This window comes from Brevundimonas pondensis, from assembly GCF_017487345.1.
Taxonomy (GTDB): domain Bacteria; phylum Pseudomonadota; class Alphaproteobacteria; order Caulobacterales; family Caulobacteraceae; genus Brevundimonas; species Brevundimonas pondensis.
This window is the reverse complement of sequence record NZ_CP062006.1, coordinates 1,996,618-2,011,574: the sequence shown is the minus strand read 5'-3', so window position 1 is coordinate 2,011,574 and position 14,957 is coordinate 1,996,618. Positions and strand designations below refer to the sequence as shown.

Here is a 14,957-nt window from a genome sequence, read left to right as displayed (position 1 = left end):
GTCATGGCTGGACCGTGAGGACGGTGACGCGCTAGCAACGTGACATGTATCTTCCAGAACAGTCGCTGCTGAAAAGAAAACTGAACATCGACCTGCCGCCGTCGTCCGGCCTTACGCTGCACTGGAGCGTGAGGATGGAGGAGCATTCCCAGATCGGCGAGGGCGGCGTCCTGATGGTGAAATCCATCGGTGCTTTCACCTATACGGGACGTGGATGCGAGGTCTATTCGACGGCTTCGATCGGACGATATTGCTCGCTGGGACAAGAGATACTGATCGGCGCCGGCCAGCATCCGACGGACTGGTTGTCCACCAGCACGTTCTTCTACCGAAAGAACCGGTGGGTCGGCACGCCCCTGACCAATGAGTTCTACGCCGCCCAGACGAAGACGTTTGACGCTGTCGAGGCTCTGGTCGTTATTGGCAATGACGTCTGGATAGGCAGCCGTGCAGTCATCATGGCGGGCGTTACCATTGGCCACGGCGCAATCATCGCGGCAGGCGCCGTCGTCACGCGGGATGTGGAGCCGTACGCCATTGTCGGCGGGGTGCCGGCAAGACCGATCCGCAAACGGTTCGACGAAGAGACAGTGGCGCGATTGCTGGCTTCGGAATGGTGGCGGGTCAAGCCGACCTTGCTGAAGGGAATGGATTATTCCGACGTCAAGGCGATGCTGGATGAGGTGGCGCGGATTCGGGCGTCAGGTGAAGAGTGGGAGTTCCAGCCCAGAGCCGCCACTGTGCGGCCAGCCTGACGACCTGCCACGTCGTCAGGTCGAGGCGTAGCCGCCATTCAGGGCGTAGCTGAAGCCGATGGGCAGGGCTGCGCGGAACTGGGTGAAGAAGGCGGCCAGTTCACCCAGGGTGCTGCGCGGCACGAAGATGATGTCGCCGCGACGCATCAGGACCGGCGCGGCGCGGCGTGGGCTGAGATCCAGTACCCGCAGCATGCGCACGCCGCCCGGCCCGCGCCGGATCAGGGCGGCCTGACTGGACCGGGCCGAGGGCAGGTAGCCGCCAGCCATGACAACGGCCTGGTAGGCGTCAATATCGCCGGGCATGTCGAAGACGCCCGGATTGCGCACCTCGCCGTCGACCCAGACCTTGAGCGGCCCGGCCAGACGCAGGGTGACCTCGGTTTCGGGGCGGCGCAGATAGGGAGCGTAGCCCTCGGCGACATCGGCCTCCAGCTCGGCCAGGGTGCGGTCTGCGGCCATGACATGGCCCACCAGAGGCAGGGAGACGCGGCCGTCCGGTCCGATCTTCAGCTGTCGTGTCAATTCGGGCGCGGTCGGGGTGGCGATCTCGATCTCGTCGCCCGGGAAGAGAAGGTACTCGGGTGCGACATCCGTCCACTCGGCGAAGTCCAGGCCAGACGTTGGCGGCGAGGCCGGGGCTATGGACCCGCGGCCGCTGGCGCAGCCCGCCAGGCCGGCGGCCAGGCCCATCAGGATAAGGCGGCGGTCAGGGGTCATGGGCGCGGCGAACAGCAATCGTTTTCGAATGACGGTGAAGCTGGACCCTTATGGGTAACGCACGGTTAACGCGCCTGGGCCAAAGGTGAAGGTGAAAACGACCAGCAACGGATTTCCTCGGCCCATGCGTATGGCGTCTCGTGCAGCAGCCCGTCCGCGTTACGGCGTCCTCGACGTCGTGGCCTTGCTGTTCCGCGAGCTTCTGGTCATGGTTCTGGTCTTCGTGGTCCTGTTCGCCCTCGGCGCAGCGGCGGTCCTGACCCTGAAGAAGACCTATACCGCCGGGGCCAGCCTGTTTGTCGGCGTGGGCCAGGAATATGTCTATCAACCGCGGGTCGGGGTGACCGACCGGTCCTCGCCGCCGACGGCCGCCGAAGTGGCCCAGTCGGAAGGGGCGATCCTGAACAGCATGGAGGTCAAGCGCCGCGTGGTCCGCGCCATGGGCGTCGAGAGTTTCCAGGACGGCAAGCCGTCGACCGCCAGCCCCGCCAAGCAGGAAGAAGACGCCGTCCGTGCTGTCAGCGGGGGCTTGGAGGTGGTTGTAACGCCGCTGAGCCCAGTGATCGGCCTTCGTTATGAAAGCGATGACGCGGCTTTGTCGGCGCGGGTTCTGAACACGGTCATCGACCAGTATCTGACCTATCGTCGCGAAGTCTTCCAGGACAAGGCCACGCCGGCTATCCAGACCCAGCGTCGTGCGTTCGAGGATGAACTGGCCACGGCGGATCAGGCGTATGAAGAGTTCCTGCGCACGAACGATATCGGCGACTTCGCCACGGCCAAGGCCACCCTGGCGGCCACCTATCAATCGATCTTCGCCGAGCGGATGGCGGTCCAGGCGCAACTGAACCAGGCGGCGCAGCGACTGATGACCCTGGCGGGTCAGCAAGGCCGCACCCCGGTCGAGATCGCCTTGCAGCAGGACCTGAACATTTCGGCGCAGGATCAGATCCTTCAACTGCGCACCCAGCGTGAGGATCTGTTGAGCCGCTATCAGCCCGACGCCCAGCCGGTGCGCGAGATCGAGGCCCGTATCGCCCAGCTTCAGGCCTACGTCGGCACCGGCACGGCGGTCGGCGCCAAGGAGGTCCGCACCGGGCCGAACCCGGTCTGGGTCGAGCTGGAGACGACGCGGATCAACGCCCAGGCCGAGCGCGACGCTCTGGCGGCGCGCCTGGCGGTGCTGGATCGCCAGGTGACGGACCTTCGGGCGCGTCAGGCCCGTCTGACCGAGCTGGAATCGCGCAACGCCACCCTGGCGGGCAACCGCGAGGTTCTGACGGCGTCGATCCGTGAGTTTCAGCAGCGCGAAACGCAAAGCCGCGCCGACAACGAACTGGTCAAGGCGGGCGCCGACAATGTCACGGTGATCGAGCGCGCCCAGCCCCCGTCCAAGGGCAAGAGCCTGAAGGCGCCGCTGATGATCGCGGCCTTCCTGTTCGCTGCCTTTACGGCCCTTTGCGTGGGCCTGCTGAGGGTTTTCCTGAGGCGCGGGTTCTCGCTGCCGTCGACGGCCAGCCGCACCCTGCAGATGCCGGTTCTGGCCGTGGCGCCGATGAAGGGCGCCTGAACCTCTCGGTGGACGAAGTCCATGCTAGGCTAGTGCTTCAAACGGCGGGCGCGTAACCGATTCGATGGTCGATCTGACGACGGAAATGGCGGGACTGTGGGCGGCGCTGGGACCAGCGTCGGCTCATCGCGGCCGCGTCATCCAGTTCGCCTCGGCCACGACCGGCGACGGGGTTTCGACCGTGGCGCGTGAATACGCCCGCCTGGCCGCCGTGCGGGCGCGCAAGCCGGTCTGGCTGGTGGACGGCGATCTGAGCCAGCAGGGCCAGATGGACGTGATCGCGTCGGAACCCGAACGGTTCGGGCGGCTGGCGGCGCCGGTGAAGGCTTCGCCCGACGGATCAGCTTTCTACGCCGTGACGCCGCCGATGCGCGGGCGCGACGGGCTGCCGGTCAAGCCGGCGCGCCTGATTACAGCTCGGGCTTGCCTGGGCGGACGGCTGTTCGTCACCCGTTTCCATACGGAGTTGCTGCGGGCTGGTCAGAGGGTCGAGCCTCTGGGCGAGGCGCGTTACTGGACCGCCCTGCGCGCCCACGCTGATACGGTGGTGATCGACACGCCCGCCGCCGACCGCAGTGACATGGCCATCACTCTGGCTCCCTTTGTTGACGCCACCATCCTGGTGGTTGCGGCCGAGACGACGGAGGCCAGCGAACCGGTGGCCTTGCGCGACGAGATCGACGCCGTCGGCGGGCGGATCGCCGGGGTGGTGATGAACCGTTCGACCTGGAGCCCGCCGCTCATGCTGAAGCGGCTGGTCGGCTAGGCCGGTTTCTGACGCTCCAGCCGCGCCAGTTCGCGCACACCGTAGAAGTGTGGCTCGAAGCCCTTCATCCAGCACAGTTTTCCAAGGCCACGCGCTGCGCGGTCCAGCACCTGCGCGCGTCGCGGATCGCGAGACAGGAGCAGTGGCAGGGCGGCGAGGGTCCAGACCGCCGTTTGCGCCGCGCCGATCACCATCCAGCGCGCGACGGCGGGCCAGTTGCGGGCTGCGGCGGCGGTCTGACTGGGCCCCTGGCCATAGGCGAAGGCGCGGGTCAGGGCATAGCGCAGGTTGGCGCGATGCGGCGGGGCGAACTCATCGACCCAGGCGTCTGCGGACCAGCCGAAGCGGCCGCCGCGCGCGGCCAGGGCCGCGAACAGGGCGTCATCCTCGCCGCCTGATTGGTCCGCCGAGGTGTTGAAGGGCGCGGCGCCGGGCAAGGCGGTTGCGCGCACCAGCAGGGCGTTGCCGCAGCCATAGGGGTGGTCGATCAGTTGTGACTGTACCGGGCCTTCGCGGCCGAAGAAGCGTTCCAGATAGGGCGTGCTCCAGCCGGTTCCGTCGGGCACTCGCCCGCGGATGGGCCCGAAGACGGCGTCGGCGCCGGTCATGGCCTGTCCCGCCAGCAAGGCCGCCAGCCAGCCGGGCGAGGCGGCTTCGTCATCGTCGAGGAAGGCGATTAACGGGGCGTCGGTGGCAGCCAGACCTTCGTTGCGGGCGGTGGCGACGCCGGGGCGGGGAGCGTGGCGCCAGATCAGGGGCACGGGCGCGGCGGGACGCAGGCGATCCACGGTCTCCCGTGAACTGGCCTGGGGGTCGTTGTCGATGACGACGATCTCGCGCAGGCGGTCGGCGACTCCGGTCTGGCTGAACAGGGAGCGCAAGGCGCGTTCCAAGCTCTCGGGCCGGCGCAGGGTCGGCACGATGACGGCGACATCGCTCATGCAGCCAGCACCTCGCCGACGGTGCGGACATCGCAGCCGGCGTCCTGGGCGTGGGTGATCAGACGCGACAGGGCGTCGGGCGTGCAGCCCCAGGACGAGTGAGCTTCGCGCACGTCGTGGGTGTAGAGGATCAGCCACGCGTTCTCGGCTGCGGCGCGGTTGATCCAGCGGCGGGCGACGCCTTCGCCGTCGGGGCCTTCGATGCCGACGCCCGGCAGCTGGTTGAGGTCGTCGCCGTCGTGAACCAGAGCCTTGTGCACGCCGCGCAGTGAACTGTAGCGCCCGGCCAGCAGGGCCTTGGCGCGCGGCGAGACCTCACCATAGGGGTAGGCGAAGTGGATGGGGGCGGCGCCCAGTCCGCGCAGGGCCGCATCGTTGGCGTCCAGGTCAAAGGTCAGATCCGCCTCGGGCGTACGGTGGCAGTCCAGGTGATTGAAGGTATGGCCAGCGACCTCGTGTCCGCGACGGATCAGGTCGCTGATCTCGCTCGCGTCGGCGAAGCGTCCCATGTGGCCCTCCTGTCCGAACAGGCCGGCGCAGACGTAGAAGGTCCCGCGTGCTCCTTGGGCTTCCAGCGCCGAAGCTCCGGCTTGTCCGGCGTTGGCGGGGATGTCGTCGAAGGTGAAGCTGATGGTCGGACGGGTCAGGTTCAGGCGCACCGGGCGGCGATGCGTCAGGCGAGCGAAGCGACGACGCAGCTTACCCTTGAGACTGACGTCTGGCGTGTAGGGTTGTATCATATCGCCTCCGCATAGAGGGCGGCGCGGTAGAGCCGCAGACTGAAGGCGCGCAGGGGGACCGGCAGGGCGGAGAGGCGTGCGGCCCGCTTGAACAGGGGGCGGATCCCCTTCAGGCCCGGCACGGCCTTCAGGGCCTTCGCCACGCGATAGCTCGGGTAGGCGGCCACGAAGTCAGGATGGCGGGCGACGACGCGCGCGAAGTTGGGCGCCGACTGTTCGTACTTGGCGGCCAGGGTCTCGACCGTGTCCAGGCCCATGTGGGTGGCCGGGTTGTCCAGATGCACGACCTCGAAGCGGCGCGAGACGCGCATGGCCCATTCCACGTCCTCCCAGCCCCAGCCGGAGAAGCCGGGGTCGAAGGCCTCGGCGTCGAAGACGTCGCGGCGGACCAGAAGATTGGACGTGAAGACATGCTTCTCGGGCTGCAGGGCGCGCTGGTCATGGGACAGGCAGTCCGAACGCGCGGCCATCTGGCGATGCACGGCGAAGCGGGCGTCGTCGGGGGCTTGCAACAAGGAGAAGCCGCCGAAAGCCACGGCCGGCGCCTGTTCGCCCGTCAGCCGCGCCCAGGTCTGCAGGAAGTGGTCGTGGTCGGGCCGCATGTCGCTGTCGAGGAACAGCAGGCTGGCCCCGCGCGCGACCGAGGCCAGGCGGTTGCGGCCGATGGAACGGCCCTCGTTGGCGGCCAGGGTGATAAGGCGGGCCGGCAGGGCCAGGGCGTCGATCTGGGCCGTGAGACGGGCGGTCAGGGCCATATCGGCCGTGCCGTCGTCCAGCAGGACCAGCTCGACCTGGCCGTTCAGGGCGGCGCCTTCGCGGTCGAGGAGGGTCAGCAGGCTCGCGGGATCGTCGCGCAGGAAGGGGATCAGTACCGACAGGGCGGGCTGGGCCCTGGTCCAGGCGGAGTTGTCGTGCAGCTGGGCGGCGTTGCTGGTCATGCGGTCGCCCTCCGCGCGCGCATGGCGCCGACCAGGCGGCGGGCGAGGTCGCGGACGCCGCCGGCGTTCAGGCCCCAGGCGCAGGCGCCATAGACGGCCGCGCCGACCGAGGCGTCCAGCATCAGCTCCGTAAAACCGCCGATAGGGGGCAGGACCCAGACGACGACGGCCATGACGCCTGCCGCCAGACTGCAGCGGACGAGGGCGTTCCAGGGAACAGGCAAGGGCAGGATGCGGCGGCCGATGGACATGGATGCGATCAAGCCGACCGCGAAGCTGGCGGCGGTGGCCCAGGCGGCGCCCAGAACCCCGAAGCGGGGGATCAGCAGGAGATTCAGCGCCACATTGGTCAGGGCTGGAACGCTCATGGCCAGCAGCAGCCATCCGGTGCGGCGGCCCAGGGTGAAGGCCTGGTGGAAATAATAGACGGTTACGCCGGACAGGAAGGCCGACAGGGCGATCCAGGGGGTGACCAGGATGGCGGCCTCGCGCAGGTTCTCGCCGATCATGAACTCCGACAACGGGCGGGCCACCAGGGCCACGCCGACGGCGGCGGGCAGGCCGATCAGGACCAGGGTCGAGGCCTGCTCGCGGGCGGCGGCGGTCAGCTGATCGCGTCCGCCGCGTTCCAGGGCCATGACCAGGGCTGGCGTGCCCGCCGTGCCGAGCCAGATGAACAGCACGTCCAGGGTCCGGTTCGCGATGCTGTAACCTGCGTGGTAGGCGCCGACCGCCGCCTCATCGAGGAAGAGGGCCAGCAGGAATCGGTCGGTCGAGGCCAGAACCACCGCCAGACCCAGGGAGGCGGCGATCGGATAGCCGTAGACGGCATAGGTCTTGAGCCGTTGGACATCCACCACGCCTTGCCGCGCTTCGCGCAATTCGCCTGGCAGGAAGAAGGGCATGGCCATCAGCGGCGCGATCAGCAGACCCGCCAGCGGCGATGCGCCGCCCGCGCCGGCCAGGGCGAACACGGCCCCGACAATGAAACCGGCGACGCCGTTCCAGATGTCGAGGGTGGCCGCCTTGCGAACCTCGCCCGCCGCGCGATAGCGCTCTTGCGCCAGCTTGGCGAAGCAGCGCACCGGGATGCCGATCAGGGCGACGGCCAGAGGAAAGCGGAAGGCGTCCGGCATGGGCCACAGCCAGACCGCCAGGCCGACCACGGGCAGGAAAGCGGCCGTGACGATGAAGGCGGTGCGATACAGGCTGGCGAAGTGGCTGGCCATGTCGGCGCCTTCGCGCTGGGCCGCCCAGAAGCGCGCCATGGCGGCCTCCAGCCAGCTGAAGGTCGCCACATGGGCCAAAGTCATGACGGACAGGGCCAGGGCGTAACGCCCGTAATCCTCGGCGCTGAGAAGACGGGTGAAGACGATGATCGTCAGAAAACCGATCACGCCCTGCAGGATATTGGCGGGCAGATAGCCCAGTACGCCGCGCCAGAACATCAGCGTACCGACATCCGGTCGCCGAGCAACACAGGAATGGTGATGAGGATGACCCTGAGGTCCAGCCAGAAGGACTGGCGCTCGATGTAGTCGATGTCCAGTTGAACGCGACGACGAACCTCGGCCGCCGTGTGCATGGGGCCGCGTGACCCCTTGATGGCGGCCCAACCGGTCATGCCCGGCTTGATGCGGTGGCGATGGGCGTAGTCGGCGACCAGGCGCGCGGATTCAGTCTCCCCGGTCTTCATGCCGATGGCATGGGGACGCGGGCCGACCAGAGACATTTCGCCGCGCAGGACGTTTAGCAGCTGCGGCAGTTCGTCCAGGCTGCTGGCGCGCAGGAAACGACCGATGCGCGTGACGCGATCGTCGTCGGCCGTAACTTGGCGGCTGGCGGTGGCGTCGGCGGCCTCATGGCGCATGGTGCGGAATTTCCACACCACGATCTCTTCCTGGTTGAAGCCGTGACGGCGCTGGCGGAACAGGGCCGGGCCCGGGCTGTCGAGCCTGACGAGCAGGGCGATCAGGAGCAGCAGGGGCGCCAGAAGCGCAAGACCGACCGAACCGAGGACGATGTCCTGGAGGCGCTTGTTGAAGGCGCGGCGATCCGGGGTCGGCCCCCCGTCCAGAGGGGCGAACGGAGCGCTGGCGAGGTCTTCCAGCACGGCGTTACGCTGTTCGACGGCTCGGGGGTCTACCAGAAGGGTCAGGCGCACCGGCAGCACGGACAGACGCGCGGTCAGGTCACGCACGCGCGCTTCGGCGCGCGGGTCAATGGCCAGAACGATGCGGTCGACATAGGGGGTCAGACGGTGGTTCAGCAGGGCGTCGACCTCGCCCAGCACCGGAACGCCCTGGACGCTGGACGGCGAGCGGGCCAGACGATCATCGAAGACTCCCAGAACATTGAGGTCGCGACGTTGCAGGGCTTCGTGGATGAGGTTCTCGGCGTGGCGGGTGGCGCCGACTACGGCGATGTTCGGCGTCAGGGCTCCGCGGCGTCGCCAGTTCGCGATCAGGCTGCTCCAGACAGCGTGCAGTACGCCAAGCGTCGCGAGGGTCGCCAGAGCCCAGCCGCCATAGGCTCTCCAGGGCGCGTCGCCGCCATGCACGATGGCGCCGGTGGCGCAGACGGCGAGGCCGCCGCCCGTGACGACGCCCGCGACGGCGACGAGATGGCGCAGCAGACCTTGCCCCTTGGCGAAGCGGTAGAGCTCAAGCGAGCGCAACAGGGCCAGAACAACCACGGCGCCGACCACGAAGGGCGCGGCATCGGTCGCGCGCGCTGACAACAGGGGGGCGTCCGTCGCCAGGGCCCCTGCGGCCAGGGCGGCGATCCACACGCCGACAATGTCGAAACCTCGAAAATAGAAGACGCGCAGCCGCGCCGCCTCGCGCTGACGCGTGTTCAGCCACAGCTCCGGACGGAAAGGACCGCGTCGGGCCTTGCCGACGGCGGACGTCGAATCATGCAGGCGCGCTTCTTTGGCCCGCGCGCGTCGCGTTTCGACATCGGCGCCGTCTGCGGGCGTTGGAAAGAAGGATTCGGCGGACGTCATAGGGGTGAGAGCGGCTTCCAGAAGCGGAGTTATCTCATATTTCCTTCCACATTCGCCATCTATGGCGCGTTAACGCGACTGTATTGCAGGTCCCCGGTTGCGCGCCGTCAAAGGACCCGCTATCCACGCCGCCTGCCGGAGACGTGGCCGAGTGGCTGAAGGCAACGGTTTGCTAAATCGTCGTACCCTGTAAGGGGTACCGAGGGTTCGAATCCCTCCGTCTCCGCCAGAACTTTCCCTGCATTATAGCGCTATTGAGTTGACCCCCTCGGGGCGCGCGCGGGTTTGACCTCGTCCGTAACCGGGCGATGGAGCGCGCTGTCCGGGACGCCGTTCTGACGCAGGATGCGGCGGGTGATCTCTGGTGCGCCGATCAGCGGCAAGGGCTGGCCGAAGGTTTCGCGCCACAACTGGTTCAGATGGGCGTCGTCGGGCGAAAGCTGGGGATTCATGGCGGCCTCGAGGATCGGATCGCCGGACAGTCTAGGCGGGGTGCGCGGCGCCAGGTCGTAAAAGGCTGTAAAGCGGGACGTACCGGACCTTATGTCGCGCATTTGAGGCGGATCGGCGGGAGCGCAGGATCGGCTTGCTGGCGATGAAGGCTTCGCCTAACCCGGGCGTCCGAGCTGGAGAATGGCCTTGCGGGTACTGATCACGAACATGCGTCTGGCCCGTTTCAGCGGATCGGAAGTTGCAGCGGAGCTGGCGGCGGATGGATTGAGACGCGCCGGCCACGACGTCGTCGTCTATGCGCCGGCCCTGGGCGAACAGGCCGAGAAGATGCGGGTGAGGGGGCATGTGATCACGGATCGTCTGGCGGGTGTGCCATTTCGTCCGGACGTCATTCACGCCCAGCATTCGACCCCCGCCCTGATGGCCATGACAGCCTTTCCCGAGACGCCGGTCGTCCATGTCTGCCACAGCGCGCGATTCGCCCAGGAGGCCCCCATCCTGCACCCGCAGGTTCGTCGGTATGTTGCGGTCGACGCCCTGTGCCGCCAGCGCTGTCTGGCGGATGGCGCGCCGGCGGCGCGGCTGTCCGTGGTCTATAATCCTGTGGATCTTTTGCGCTTCGTCGAGCGCCCGCCCCTGCCGTCCAGGCCGAAGCGGGCCCTGCTTCTGACCAAGACCAAGGAACAACGCCAGGCGGTGATCGCCGCCTGCAAGGCGCGCGGCGTCGAAGTCGTGGAGATGGGGCCCGGCGTAGGACAGGTCAGCGCGGCCATCGAAGACGTCCTTCCGGCCTTTGATGTCGTCTTCGCCACTGCACGCATGGCGCTGGAGGCGGCGGCGATAGGGTGCGCCGTGGTGGTCGCGGACGGTCGCGGGGCGGCGGGGATGCTGACCAGCGCGCGTTGGCCGGAATGGCGGCGACAGAACCTCGGCGCTGCAATGCTGGTCCGGCCCGTGACGGAACAGGAGATGGCGGCGGCGCTGGACGACTATGATCCCGAGGATGCTCGGGAGGTGGCGCGACAGGTCCGCGTTTCGGCCGATCTGACGGGCTATGTGCAAGACATGACCGCGCTTTACGAGGCCGCCGTCAAGGAGGGGGTTACAGCGAGCCCGGCAGAGTTGGCGCTTCATAACGCCGCCTTGCTTGAGGACTGGTTGCCGACCCCGACAGAAAGACCGTGGCGGCGATTGGCGACGGAAAAGCGATGGGCGCCGGACTGGAACGAAGAAATCAGCCGGGTCGGAGCCAGGCTGGAAGCAGCCGGTGAAAAGCAGCGCGTTCGGCTGAAGCGACAGATCGAGGCGCTGGGAGTCGAACTGCGAGAGCAGATCGACGCTCTTGCCGCCCGGGGTGGAGCGCAAGATGACCGGTGAGCGGGCCATGCTGTTGATCGGCCATCCAGGTCACGAACTGCGCCTCCATCATTGGCTTGAACTTGAGCGCCCCACGGTCTGCGTTCTGACGGACGGGTCTGGCGGAACGGGGCAGGGGCGGATCGAGTACTCGCGCGACTGTGTGGCGCGAGCGGGGGCGACGACGGGGCCTCTGTTCGGTCATATGGCTGATCGCGATTGGTATGCCGCGCTTCTGGCCCGCGACCCCGCGCCCTTCGTCGAGGCTGGCGACAAGATCGCGTGCGCGGCCTTGACGCTGGGGATCGGTCTGATCGTTTCGGATGCGCGCGACGGCTATAATCCCATGCACGACGCGGCCTGCTGTCTTGCGACGATGGTGGTTGAGGGTCTGTCCGCGCAAGGTCAGTCTGTACGACGCCTGACCGCGCCGGCGACGGGGGAGGCTCTGTCCGCGCCGGTACGGGAGCTCTGGTTGGACAGCATCGCAAGGAAGCGCAAAGAGGCGGCCATGGCACGGTATGCGCCCTTGCTGCAGGAGATCGAGCAGGTGCGGGAGCAGGGCCTGGATATCGGCGTCGAGCGGCTGTACCCGGATGATGCGGAACGATCAGGCAAGCGCTCGCCGGCCTATGAAGCCTATGGCAGTGCGCGGGTCGCCGACGGCGACTATCGGTCCGTCATCATGGCCGAAGCCCATTATCAGCCCTTGATGGCGGAGGTCCGGTCCAGACTGTTCGATCTGTGGGGCCTGCCATCCGTTCCCGAGAGATCCGCTGTCGTCTGACGGCGGCGCGAGGCAGGATGGTTTATGCCGTGGTGGTATATGACAGGAGCGTATTTTCCTGAATTTGGCATAAATTTGCAATTTTCACTCATATGAAGCCTGTTTCGCGGCTTGTGTGCGAATATTTTTTCAATTCCTCACGAATTGCTCTTGTCAGTCTCGCAATTGCAATAAAATCTTCGCAACTGCGAAACGCATGAGGGGATACGCGCATGACGCAGTTCAAGAACAGCTTACCGGGGCTTCTCGCCCTGCTTTGTCTAACCGGCGGATTGTTCGCGGTGGGAGCGGCGCTCGCAGCGCCTGACGCCGCCGCCGTCGCCAACATCGCCAGTGCCGCTGTAACAGCGTCGGAGCCTGCTCCGGCGCTGTTTTCACATCAGGTTCCGCTGGAGCTGGATGCGGCGGGCACGGCCTGGCTGGGGACCTCCACTGCCCTGGTCCTGTTGATGACCCTGCCGGGTCTGGCGCTCTTCTACGGCGGCATGGTGCGCCGCAAAAACGTGATCGCCACGATCACCCAGTCGGTCGCCGCCTTCGCGGTGGTGTCGCTGACCTGGTTCATCGCCGGCTATACCATCGCCTTCGGGACGAACGGCGACGCCGGAGTCAATCAGTACATCGGCAGCCTGGACGCCCTGTTCCTGAACGGGGTGACGGTGGACACGGCCCACAGCCTGCTGCCGGGCATCCCCGAGTTCCTCTGGGTGTCGTTCCAGCTGACCTTCGCCATCATCACCCCGGCGCTGATCACCGGCGCCTTCGCCGAGCGGCTGAAGTACTCGGGCATGCTGCTGTTCACGGCCCTGTGGTCGCTGGTGGTCTATGCGCCGATCGCCCACTGGGTCTGGGGCGGCGGCTTCCTGGGGGCGCAGGGCGTGCTCGACTTCGCCGGTGGCGCGGTGGTGCACGTCAACTCGGGCGTGGCGGGTCTGGTCTGCGCCCTGTTCCTCGGGCCGAGGAAGGGCTACGGCGTCGAGCCCATCACGGCGCACAACCCCGTTCTGACCATGATCGGCGCCTCGCTGCTGCTGGTCGGCTGGATCGGCTTCAACGCCGGTTCAGCGGGGGCGGCCAACGGCCTGATGGGCGCAGCCCTGATCAACACCCTGCTGGCGGCGGCTGCAGCTTCGCTGGCCTGGAAGTTCGTCGAGGTGGTCTACAAGAAGAAGTGGTCGCTGATCGGCGTTCTGTCGGGCGTGGTTGCGGGTCTGGTCGCCATCACCCCGGCGGCGGGCTTTGTCGATCCCAAGGGCGCGGTCATCATCGGCCTGATCGCCGGTCCGGCCTGCTATGTCTCGTCGGTCTGGCTGAAGAAGCTGCTCAGGTATGACGACAGCCTGGACGCCTTCGGCCTGCACGGCGCGGGCGGTCTGGTCGGCGCCTTGCTGACCGGCGTCTTTGCCTCCACGGCGATCAACAGCCTGTCCGAAGGGGCCAACATCGGAGCCCAGGCGCTGGGGCTGGTCTGGACCATCCTGTGGAGCGCGGTCGGCACACTGATCATCCTGCTGATCTGCAAGTACACCACGGGCCTGCGCGTCACCGACGAGCAGGAATCCGAAGGTCTGGACGCTCACCTGCACGGCGAAGTGCTGGACGGCGTCTGAAGCCGACGGATGGGACGCGGCGCCTCCCCGCCGTGTCCCGTTCCCGCAGAGAACCCGTCAAGGGAACCAAGGCCCGGCTGCGCTCCACCAGCGGCCGGATGAGTAGGCGTGACCAAAATCAATCAGACTTTGAGGGGATATGTCATGAGACTTGCACTTGCTTGCGCATCATTGCTGGCGCTGACCGTGGGGGCGGGCGCCGCCCAGGCCCAGACCGCGCCAGAGGTAGCTTTCAACATCGGCGTGGTCAGCGACTATGTTTTCCGCGGCGCCAGCCAGACGGACGAGGAGCCCGCGCTCCAGGGCGGAGTCGATGTCAGCTTCGCCAGCGGTTTTTATGTAGGCGGTTGGGCGTCCATGGTGGATTTCGGAGACGACACGGACGCCGAAGTCGATCTGTACGGCGGCTATCGAACCGAATTGGGAGGCTATGGTCTGGACCTCGGGGTGGTGAGCTATCTCTACGTGAACGAACCGGGCTCGGCGGACTACAACTATGTGGAGCTGAAAGCGGCGGCCTCGCGGGCCATCGGTCCGGTGACGCTGGGGGCGGCGGTTTATTATTCGCCGAACTTCTTCGGGGCGGACGAGCAGACCACCTATCTGGAAGCCAACGCCGCCTATGCCGTGACGGACAAGTGGAGCGTGTCCGGCGCGATTGGTCATCAGTCGCTGGATGTCAACGACGACTACGCCACCTGGAACCTGGGCGTGGCCTACGCCCTGACAGATCACCTGGTGGTGGACGTCCGGTATCATGACACGGACGTGGACGGACCGCTGACCGATGACCGCTTCGTGGTGGGGTTGAAGGCCAGCTTCTAGAGGCCGACGGGGCGGCGATACGGCGCGACCGGTCGCCGCCTTCCCTTGCGTGATCTTGGCGCCGCCCTCGGAGCGGGCTACGCCTGAGGTTCATTCTTGTCCTCGGGAGAGACGTACATGGACCTGAACGCCGTCACTGACCACATCCGCAACGCCGTCGGCGACAACTCGGGCCTTGGCAAGACCGTCAAGCTGGACCTGGGCGACGTCGGCAAGATCTTCATCGACGGCGCCTCGGTGCCGAACTCGGTGACCAACGACGACAAGCCGGCCGACGCCACCGTTTCGATGAAGTGGGACGACTTTGTCGCCCTGTCGGAAGGCAAGCTGGACCCGATGATGGCCTTCATGCAGGGCAAGCTGAAGATCGCCGGCGACATGATGATCGCCCAGAAACTGGCGCCTCTGCTGAAGCGCTGATGCGTTTCTGAGACACCAGAACAAGGACGGCGCGGCTCCCTCGGGGTCGCGCCGTTTTGCTATCGGCGC

The 14,957-nt window shown here is 66.9% G+C and carries 15 protein-coding genes and 1 tRNA gene; 9 read left to right on the top strand and 7 right to left on the bottom strand.

All coding sequences use genetic code 11. The features are described from left to right. The first annotated feature begins 44 nt into the window (after positions 1-44). Positions 45-755, top strand: a complete 711-nt coding sequence (locus IFE19_RS18115; RefSeq protein ID WP_404822117.1) for a CatB-related O-acetyltransferase — start codon at positions 45-47, stop codon at positions 753-755. Positions 756-770: 15 nt separating this feature from the next. Here IFE19_RS18115 and IFE19_RS10040 read toward each other — a convergent pair whose 3' ends face one another. Then, positions 771-1,475 (bottom strand): polysaccharide biosynthesis/export family protein, encoded by a 705-nt coding sequence (locus tag IFE19_RS10040; RefSeq protein ID WP_207821936.1) that lies wholly within the window; start codon positions 1,473-1,475, stop codon positions 771-773. 124 nt (positions 1,476-1,599) lie between these two features. Here IFE19_RS10040 and IFE19_RS10035 point away from each other — a divergent pair, with 124 nt between their 5' ends. Together IFE19_RS10035 and IFE19_RS10030 are read left to right on the top strand one after the other, a co-directional pair. Continuing rightward, positions 1,600-3,045: a GumC family protein gene (locus IFE19_RS10035; RefSeq protein WP_225910234.1), complete on the top strand. Its 1,446-nt coding sequence runs from the start codon at positions 1,600-1,602 to the stop codon at positions 3,043-3,045. A gap of 64 nt (positions 3,046-3,109) precedes the next feature. Beyond that, positions 3,110-3,811 carry a P-loop NTPase family protein gene (locus tag IFE19_RS10030; RefSeq protein WP_207821934.1) on the top strand — a complete coding sequence of 234 codons (702 nt, stop codon included), beginning with the start codon at positions 3,110-3,112 and terminating at the stop codon, positions 3,809-3,811. Here IFE19_RS10030 and IFE19_RS10025 read toward each other — a convergent pair. Genes IFE19_RS10025 through IFE19_RS10005 form a run of 5 tightly spaced genes read right to left on the bottom strand, consistent with a single transcriptional unit; the run spans position 3,808 to position 9,437 of the window. Then, positions 3,808-4,752, bottom strand: coding sequence for a glycosyltransferase family 2 protein (locus IFE19_RS10025; protein ID WP_207821932.1), 945 nt, complete (start codon positions 4,750-4,752; stop codon positions 3,808-3,810). The two genes, IFE19_RS10030 and IFE19_RS10025, sit on opposite strands and share 4 nt — an antisense overlap. Beyond that, the gene (locus IFE19_RS10020) at positions 4,749-5,492 is read right to left on the bottom strand and encodes a polysaccharide deacetylase family protein (protein ID WP_207821930.1); all 744 of its coding nucleotides are present in this window, start codon (positions 5,490-5,492) and stop codon (positions 4,749-4,751) included. The genes IFE19_RS10025 and IFE19_RS10020 overlap by 4 nt, the downstream gene beginning before the upstream one ends. Beyond that, the gene (locus IFE19_RS10015) at positions 5,489-6,430 is read right to left on the bottom strand and encodes a glycosyltransferase family 2 protein (protein ID WP_207821927.1); all 942 of its coding nucleotides are present in this window, start codon (positions 6,428-6,430) and stop codon (positions 5,489-5,491) included. Before IFE19_RS10015 ends, IFE19_RS10020 begins: the two co-directional genes overlap by 4 nt. Next, positions 6,427-7,878, bottom strand: a complete 1,452-nt coding sequence (locus IFE19_RS10010) for an oligosaccharide flippase family protein (RefSeq protein ID WP_207821925.1) — start codon at positions 7,876-7,878, stop codon at positions 6,427-6,429. The genes IFE19_RS10015 and IFE19_RS10010 overlap by 4 nt, the downstream gene beginning before the upstream one ends. Continuing rightward, positions 7,878-9,437 (bottom strand): exopolysaccharide biosynthesis polyprenyl glycosylphosphotransferase, encoded by a 1,560-nt coding sequence (locus tag IFE19_RS10005; RefSeq protein WP_207821924.1) that lies wholly within the window; start codon positions 9,435-9,437, stop codon positions 7,878-7,880. Before IFE19_RS10005 ends, IFE19_RS10010 begins: the two co-directional genes overlap by 1 nt. A 137-nt stretch (positions 9,438-9,574) precedes the next feature. On the opposite strand from IFE19_RS10005, the gene IFE19_RS10000 reads away from it, so the two are divergent. Next, a tRNA-Ser gene (locus IFE19_RS10000) sits at positions 9,575-9,666 on the top strand. Positions 9,667-9,688: 22 nt separating this feature from the next. Here the strand turns inward: IFE19_RS10000 and IFE19_RS09995 are convergent. Continuing rightward, positions 9,689-9,889, bottom strand: coding sequence for a hypothetical protein (locus IFE19_RS09995; RefSeq protein WP_207821921.1), 201 nt, complete (start codon positions 9,887-9,889; stop codon positions 9,689-9,691). Between the two features lie 187 nt (positions 9,890-10,076). Here IFE19_RS09995 and IFE19_RS09990 point away from each other — a divergent pair, with 187 nt between their 5' ends. The 5 genes from IFE19_RS09990 to IFE19_RS09970 all read left to right on the top strand — a co-directional run bounded on the left by IFE19_RS09990 (position 10,077) and on the right by IFE19_RS09970 (position 14,888). Beyond that, positions 10,077-11,267 (top strand): glycosyltransferase, encoded by a 1,191-nt coding sequence (locus IFE19_RS09990; RefSeq protein ID WP_207821919.1) that lies wholly within the window; start codon positions 10,077-10,079, stop codon positions 11,265-11,267. Next, the gene (locus IFE19_RS09985) at positions 11,257-12,033 is read left to right on the top strand and encodes a hypothetical protein (RefSeq protein WP_207821917.1); all 777 of its coding nucleotides are present in this window, start codon (positions 11,257-11,259) and stop codon (positions 12,031-12,033) included. Before IFE19_RS09990 ends, IFE19_RS09985 begins: the two co-directional genes overlap by 11 nt. A gap of 212 nt (positions 12,034-12,245) precedes the next feature. Then, positions 12,246-13,643, top strand: coding sequence for an ammonium transporter (locus tag IFE19_RS09980; RefSeq protein WP_207821916.1), 1,398 nt, complete (start codon positions 12,246-12,248; stop codon positions 13,641-13,643). Between the two features lie 144 nt (positions 13,644-13,787). After that, positions 13,788-14,468 (top strand): TorF family putative porin, encoded by a 681-nt coding sequence (locus tag IFE19_RS09975; RefSeq protein ID WP_207821914.1) that lies wholly within the window; start codon positions 13,788-13,790, stop codon positions 14,466-14,468. Positions 14,469-14,585: 117 nt separating this feature from the next. Continuing rightward, positions 14,586-14,888, top strand: coding sequence for an SCP2 sterol-binding domain-containing protein (locus IFE19_RS09970; RefSeq protein ID WP_207821912.1), 303 nt, complete (start codon positions 14,586-14,588; stop codon positions 14,886-14,888). The last annotated feature ends 69 nt before the right edge of the window (positions 14,889-14,957 follow it).

Bases quoted from the DNA above. Each gene is read 5' to 3' on its own strand.
- IFE19_RS09970 (WP_207821912.1), top strand. From the start codon at position 14,586: ATGGACCTGAACGCCGTCACTGACCACATCCGCAACGCCGTCGGCGAC.
- IFE19_RS10015 (WP_207821927.1), bottom strand. From the start codon at position 6,430: ATGACCAGCAACGCCGCCCAGCTGCACGACAACTCCGCCTGGACCAGG.
- IFE19_RS10040 (WP_207821936.1), bottom strand. From the start codon at position 1,475: ATGACCCCTGACCGCCGCCTTATCCTGATGGGCCTGGCCGCCGGCCTG.
- IFE19_RS18115 (WP_404822117.1), top strand. From the start codon at position 45: ATGTATCTTCCAGAACAGTCGCTGCTGAAAAGAAAACTGAACATCGAC.
- IFE19_RS10030 (WP_207821934.1), top strand. From the start codon at position 3,110: ATGGTCGATCTGACGACGGAAATGGCGGGACTGTGGGCGGCGCTGGGA.
- IFE19_RS10035 (WP_225910234.1), top strand. From the start codon at position 1,600: ATGCGTATGGCGTCTCGTGCAGCAGCCCGTCCGCGTTACGGCGTCCTC.
- IFE19_RS09975 (WP_207821914.1), top strand. From the start codon at position 13,788: ATGAGACTTGCACTTGCTTGCGCATCATTGCTGGCGCTGACCGTGGGG.
- IFE19_RS09980 (WP_207821916.1), top strand. From the start codon at position 12,246: ATGACGCAGTTCAAGAACAGCTTACCGGGGCTTCTCGCCCTGCTTTGT.
- IFE19_RS09995 (WP_207821921.1), bottom strand. From the start codon at position 9,889: ATGAATCCCCAGCTTTCGCCCGACGACGCCCATCTGAACCAGTTGTGG.
- IFE19_RS10010 (WP_207821925.1), bottom strand. From the start codon at position 7,878: ATGTTCTGGCGCGGCGTACTGGGCTATCTGCCCGCCAATATCCTGCAG.
- IFE19_RS10025 (WP_207821932.1), bottom strand. From the start codon at position 4,752: ATGAGCGATGTCGCCGTCATCGTGCCGACCCTGCGCCGGCCCGAGAGC.
- IFE19_RS10005 (WP_207821924.1), bottom strand. From the start codon at position 9,437: ATGACGTCCGCCGAATCCTTCTTTCCAACGCCCGCAGACGGCGCCGAT.
- IFE19_RS09985 (WP_207821917.1), top strand. From the start codon at position 11,257: ATGACCGGTGAGCGGGCCATGCTGTTGATCGGCCATCCAGGTCACGAA.
- IFE19_RS10020 (WP_207821930.1), bottom strand. From the start codon at position 5,492: ATGATACAACCCTACACGCCAGACGTCAGTCTCAAGGGTAAGCTGCGT.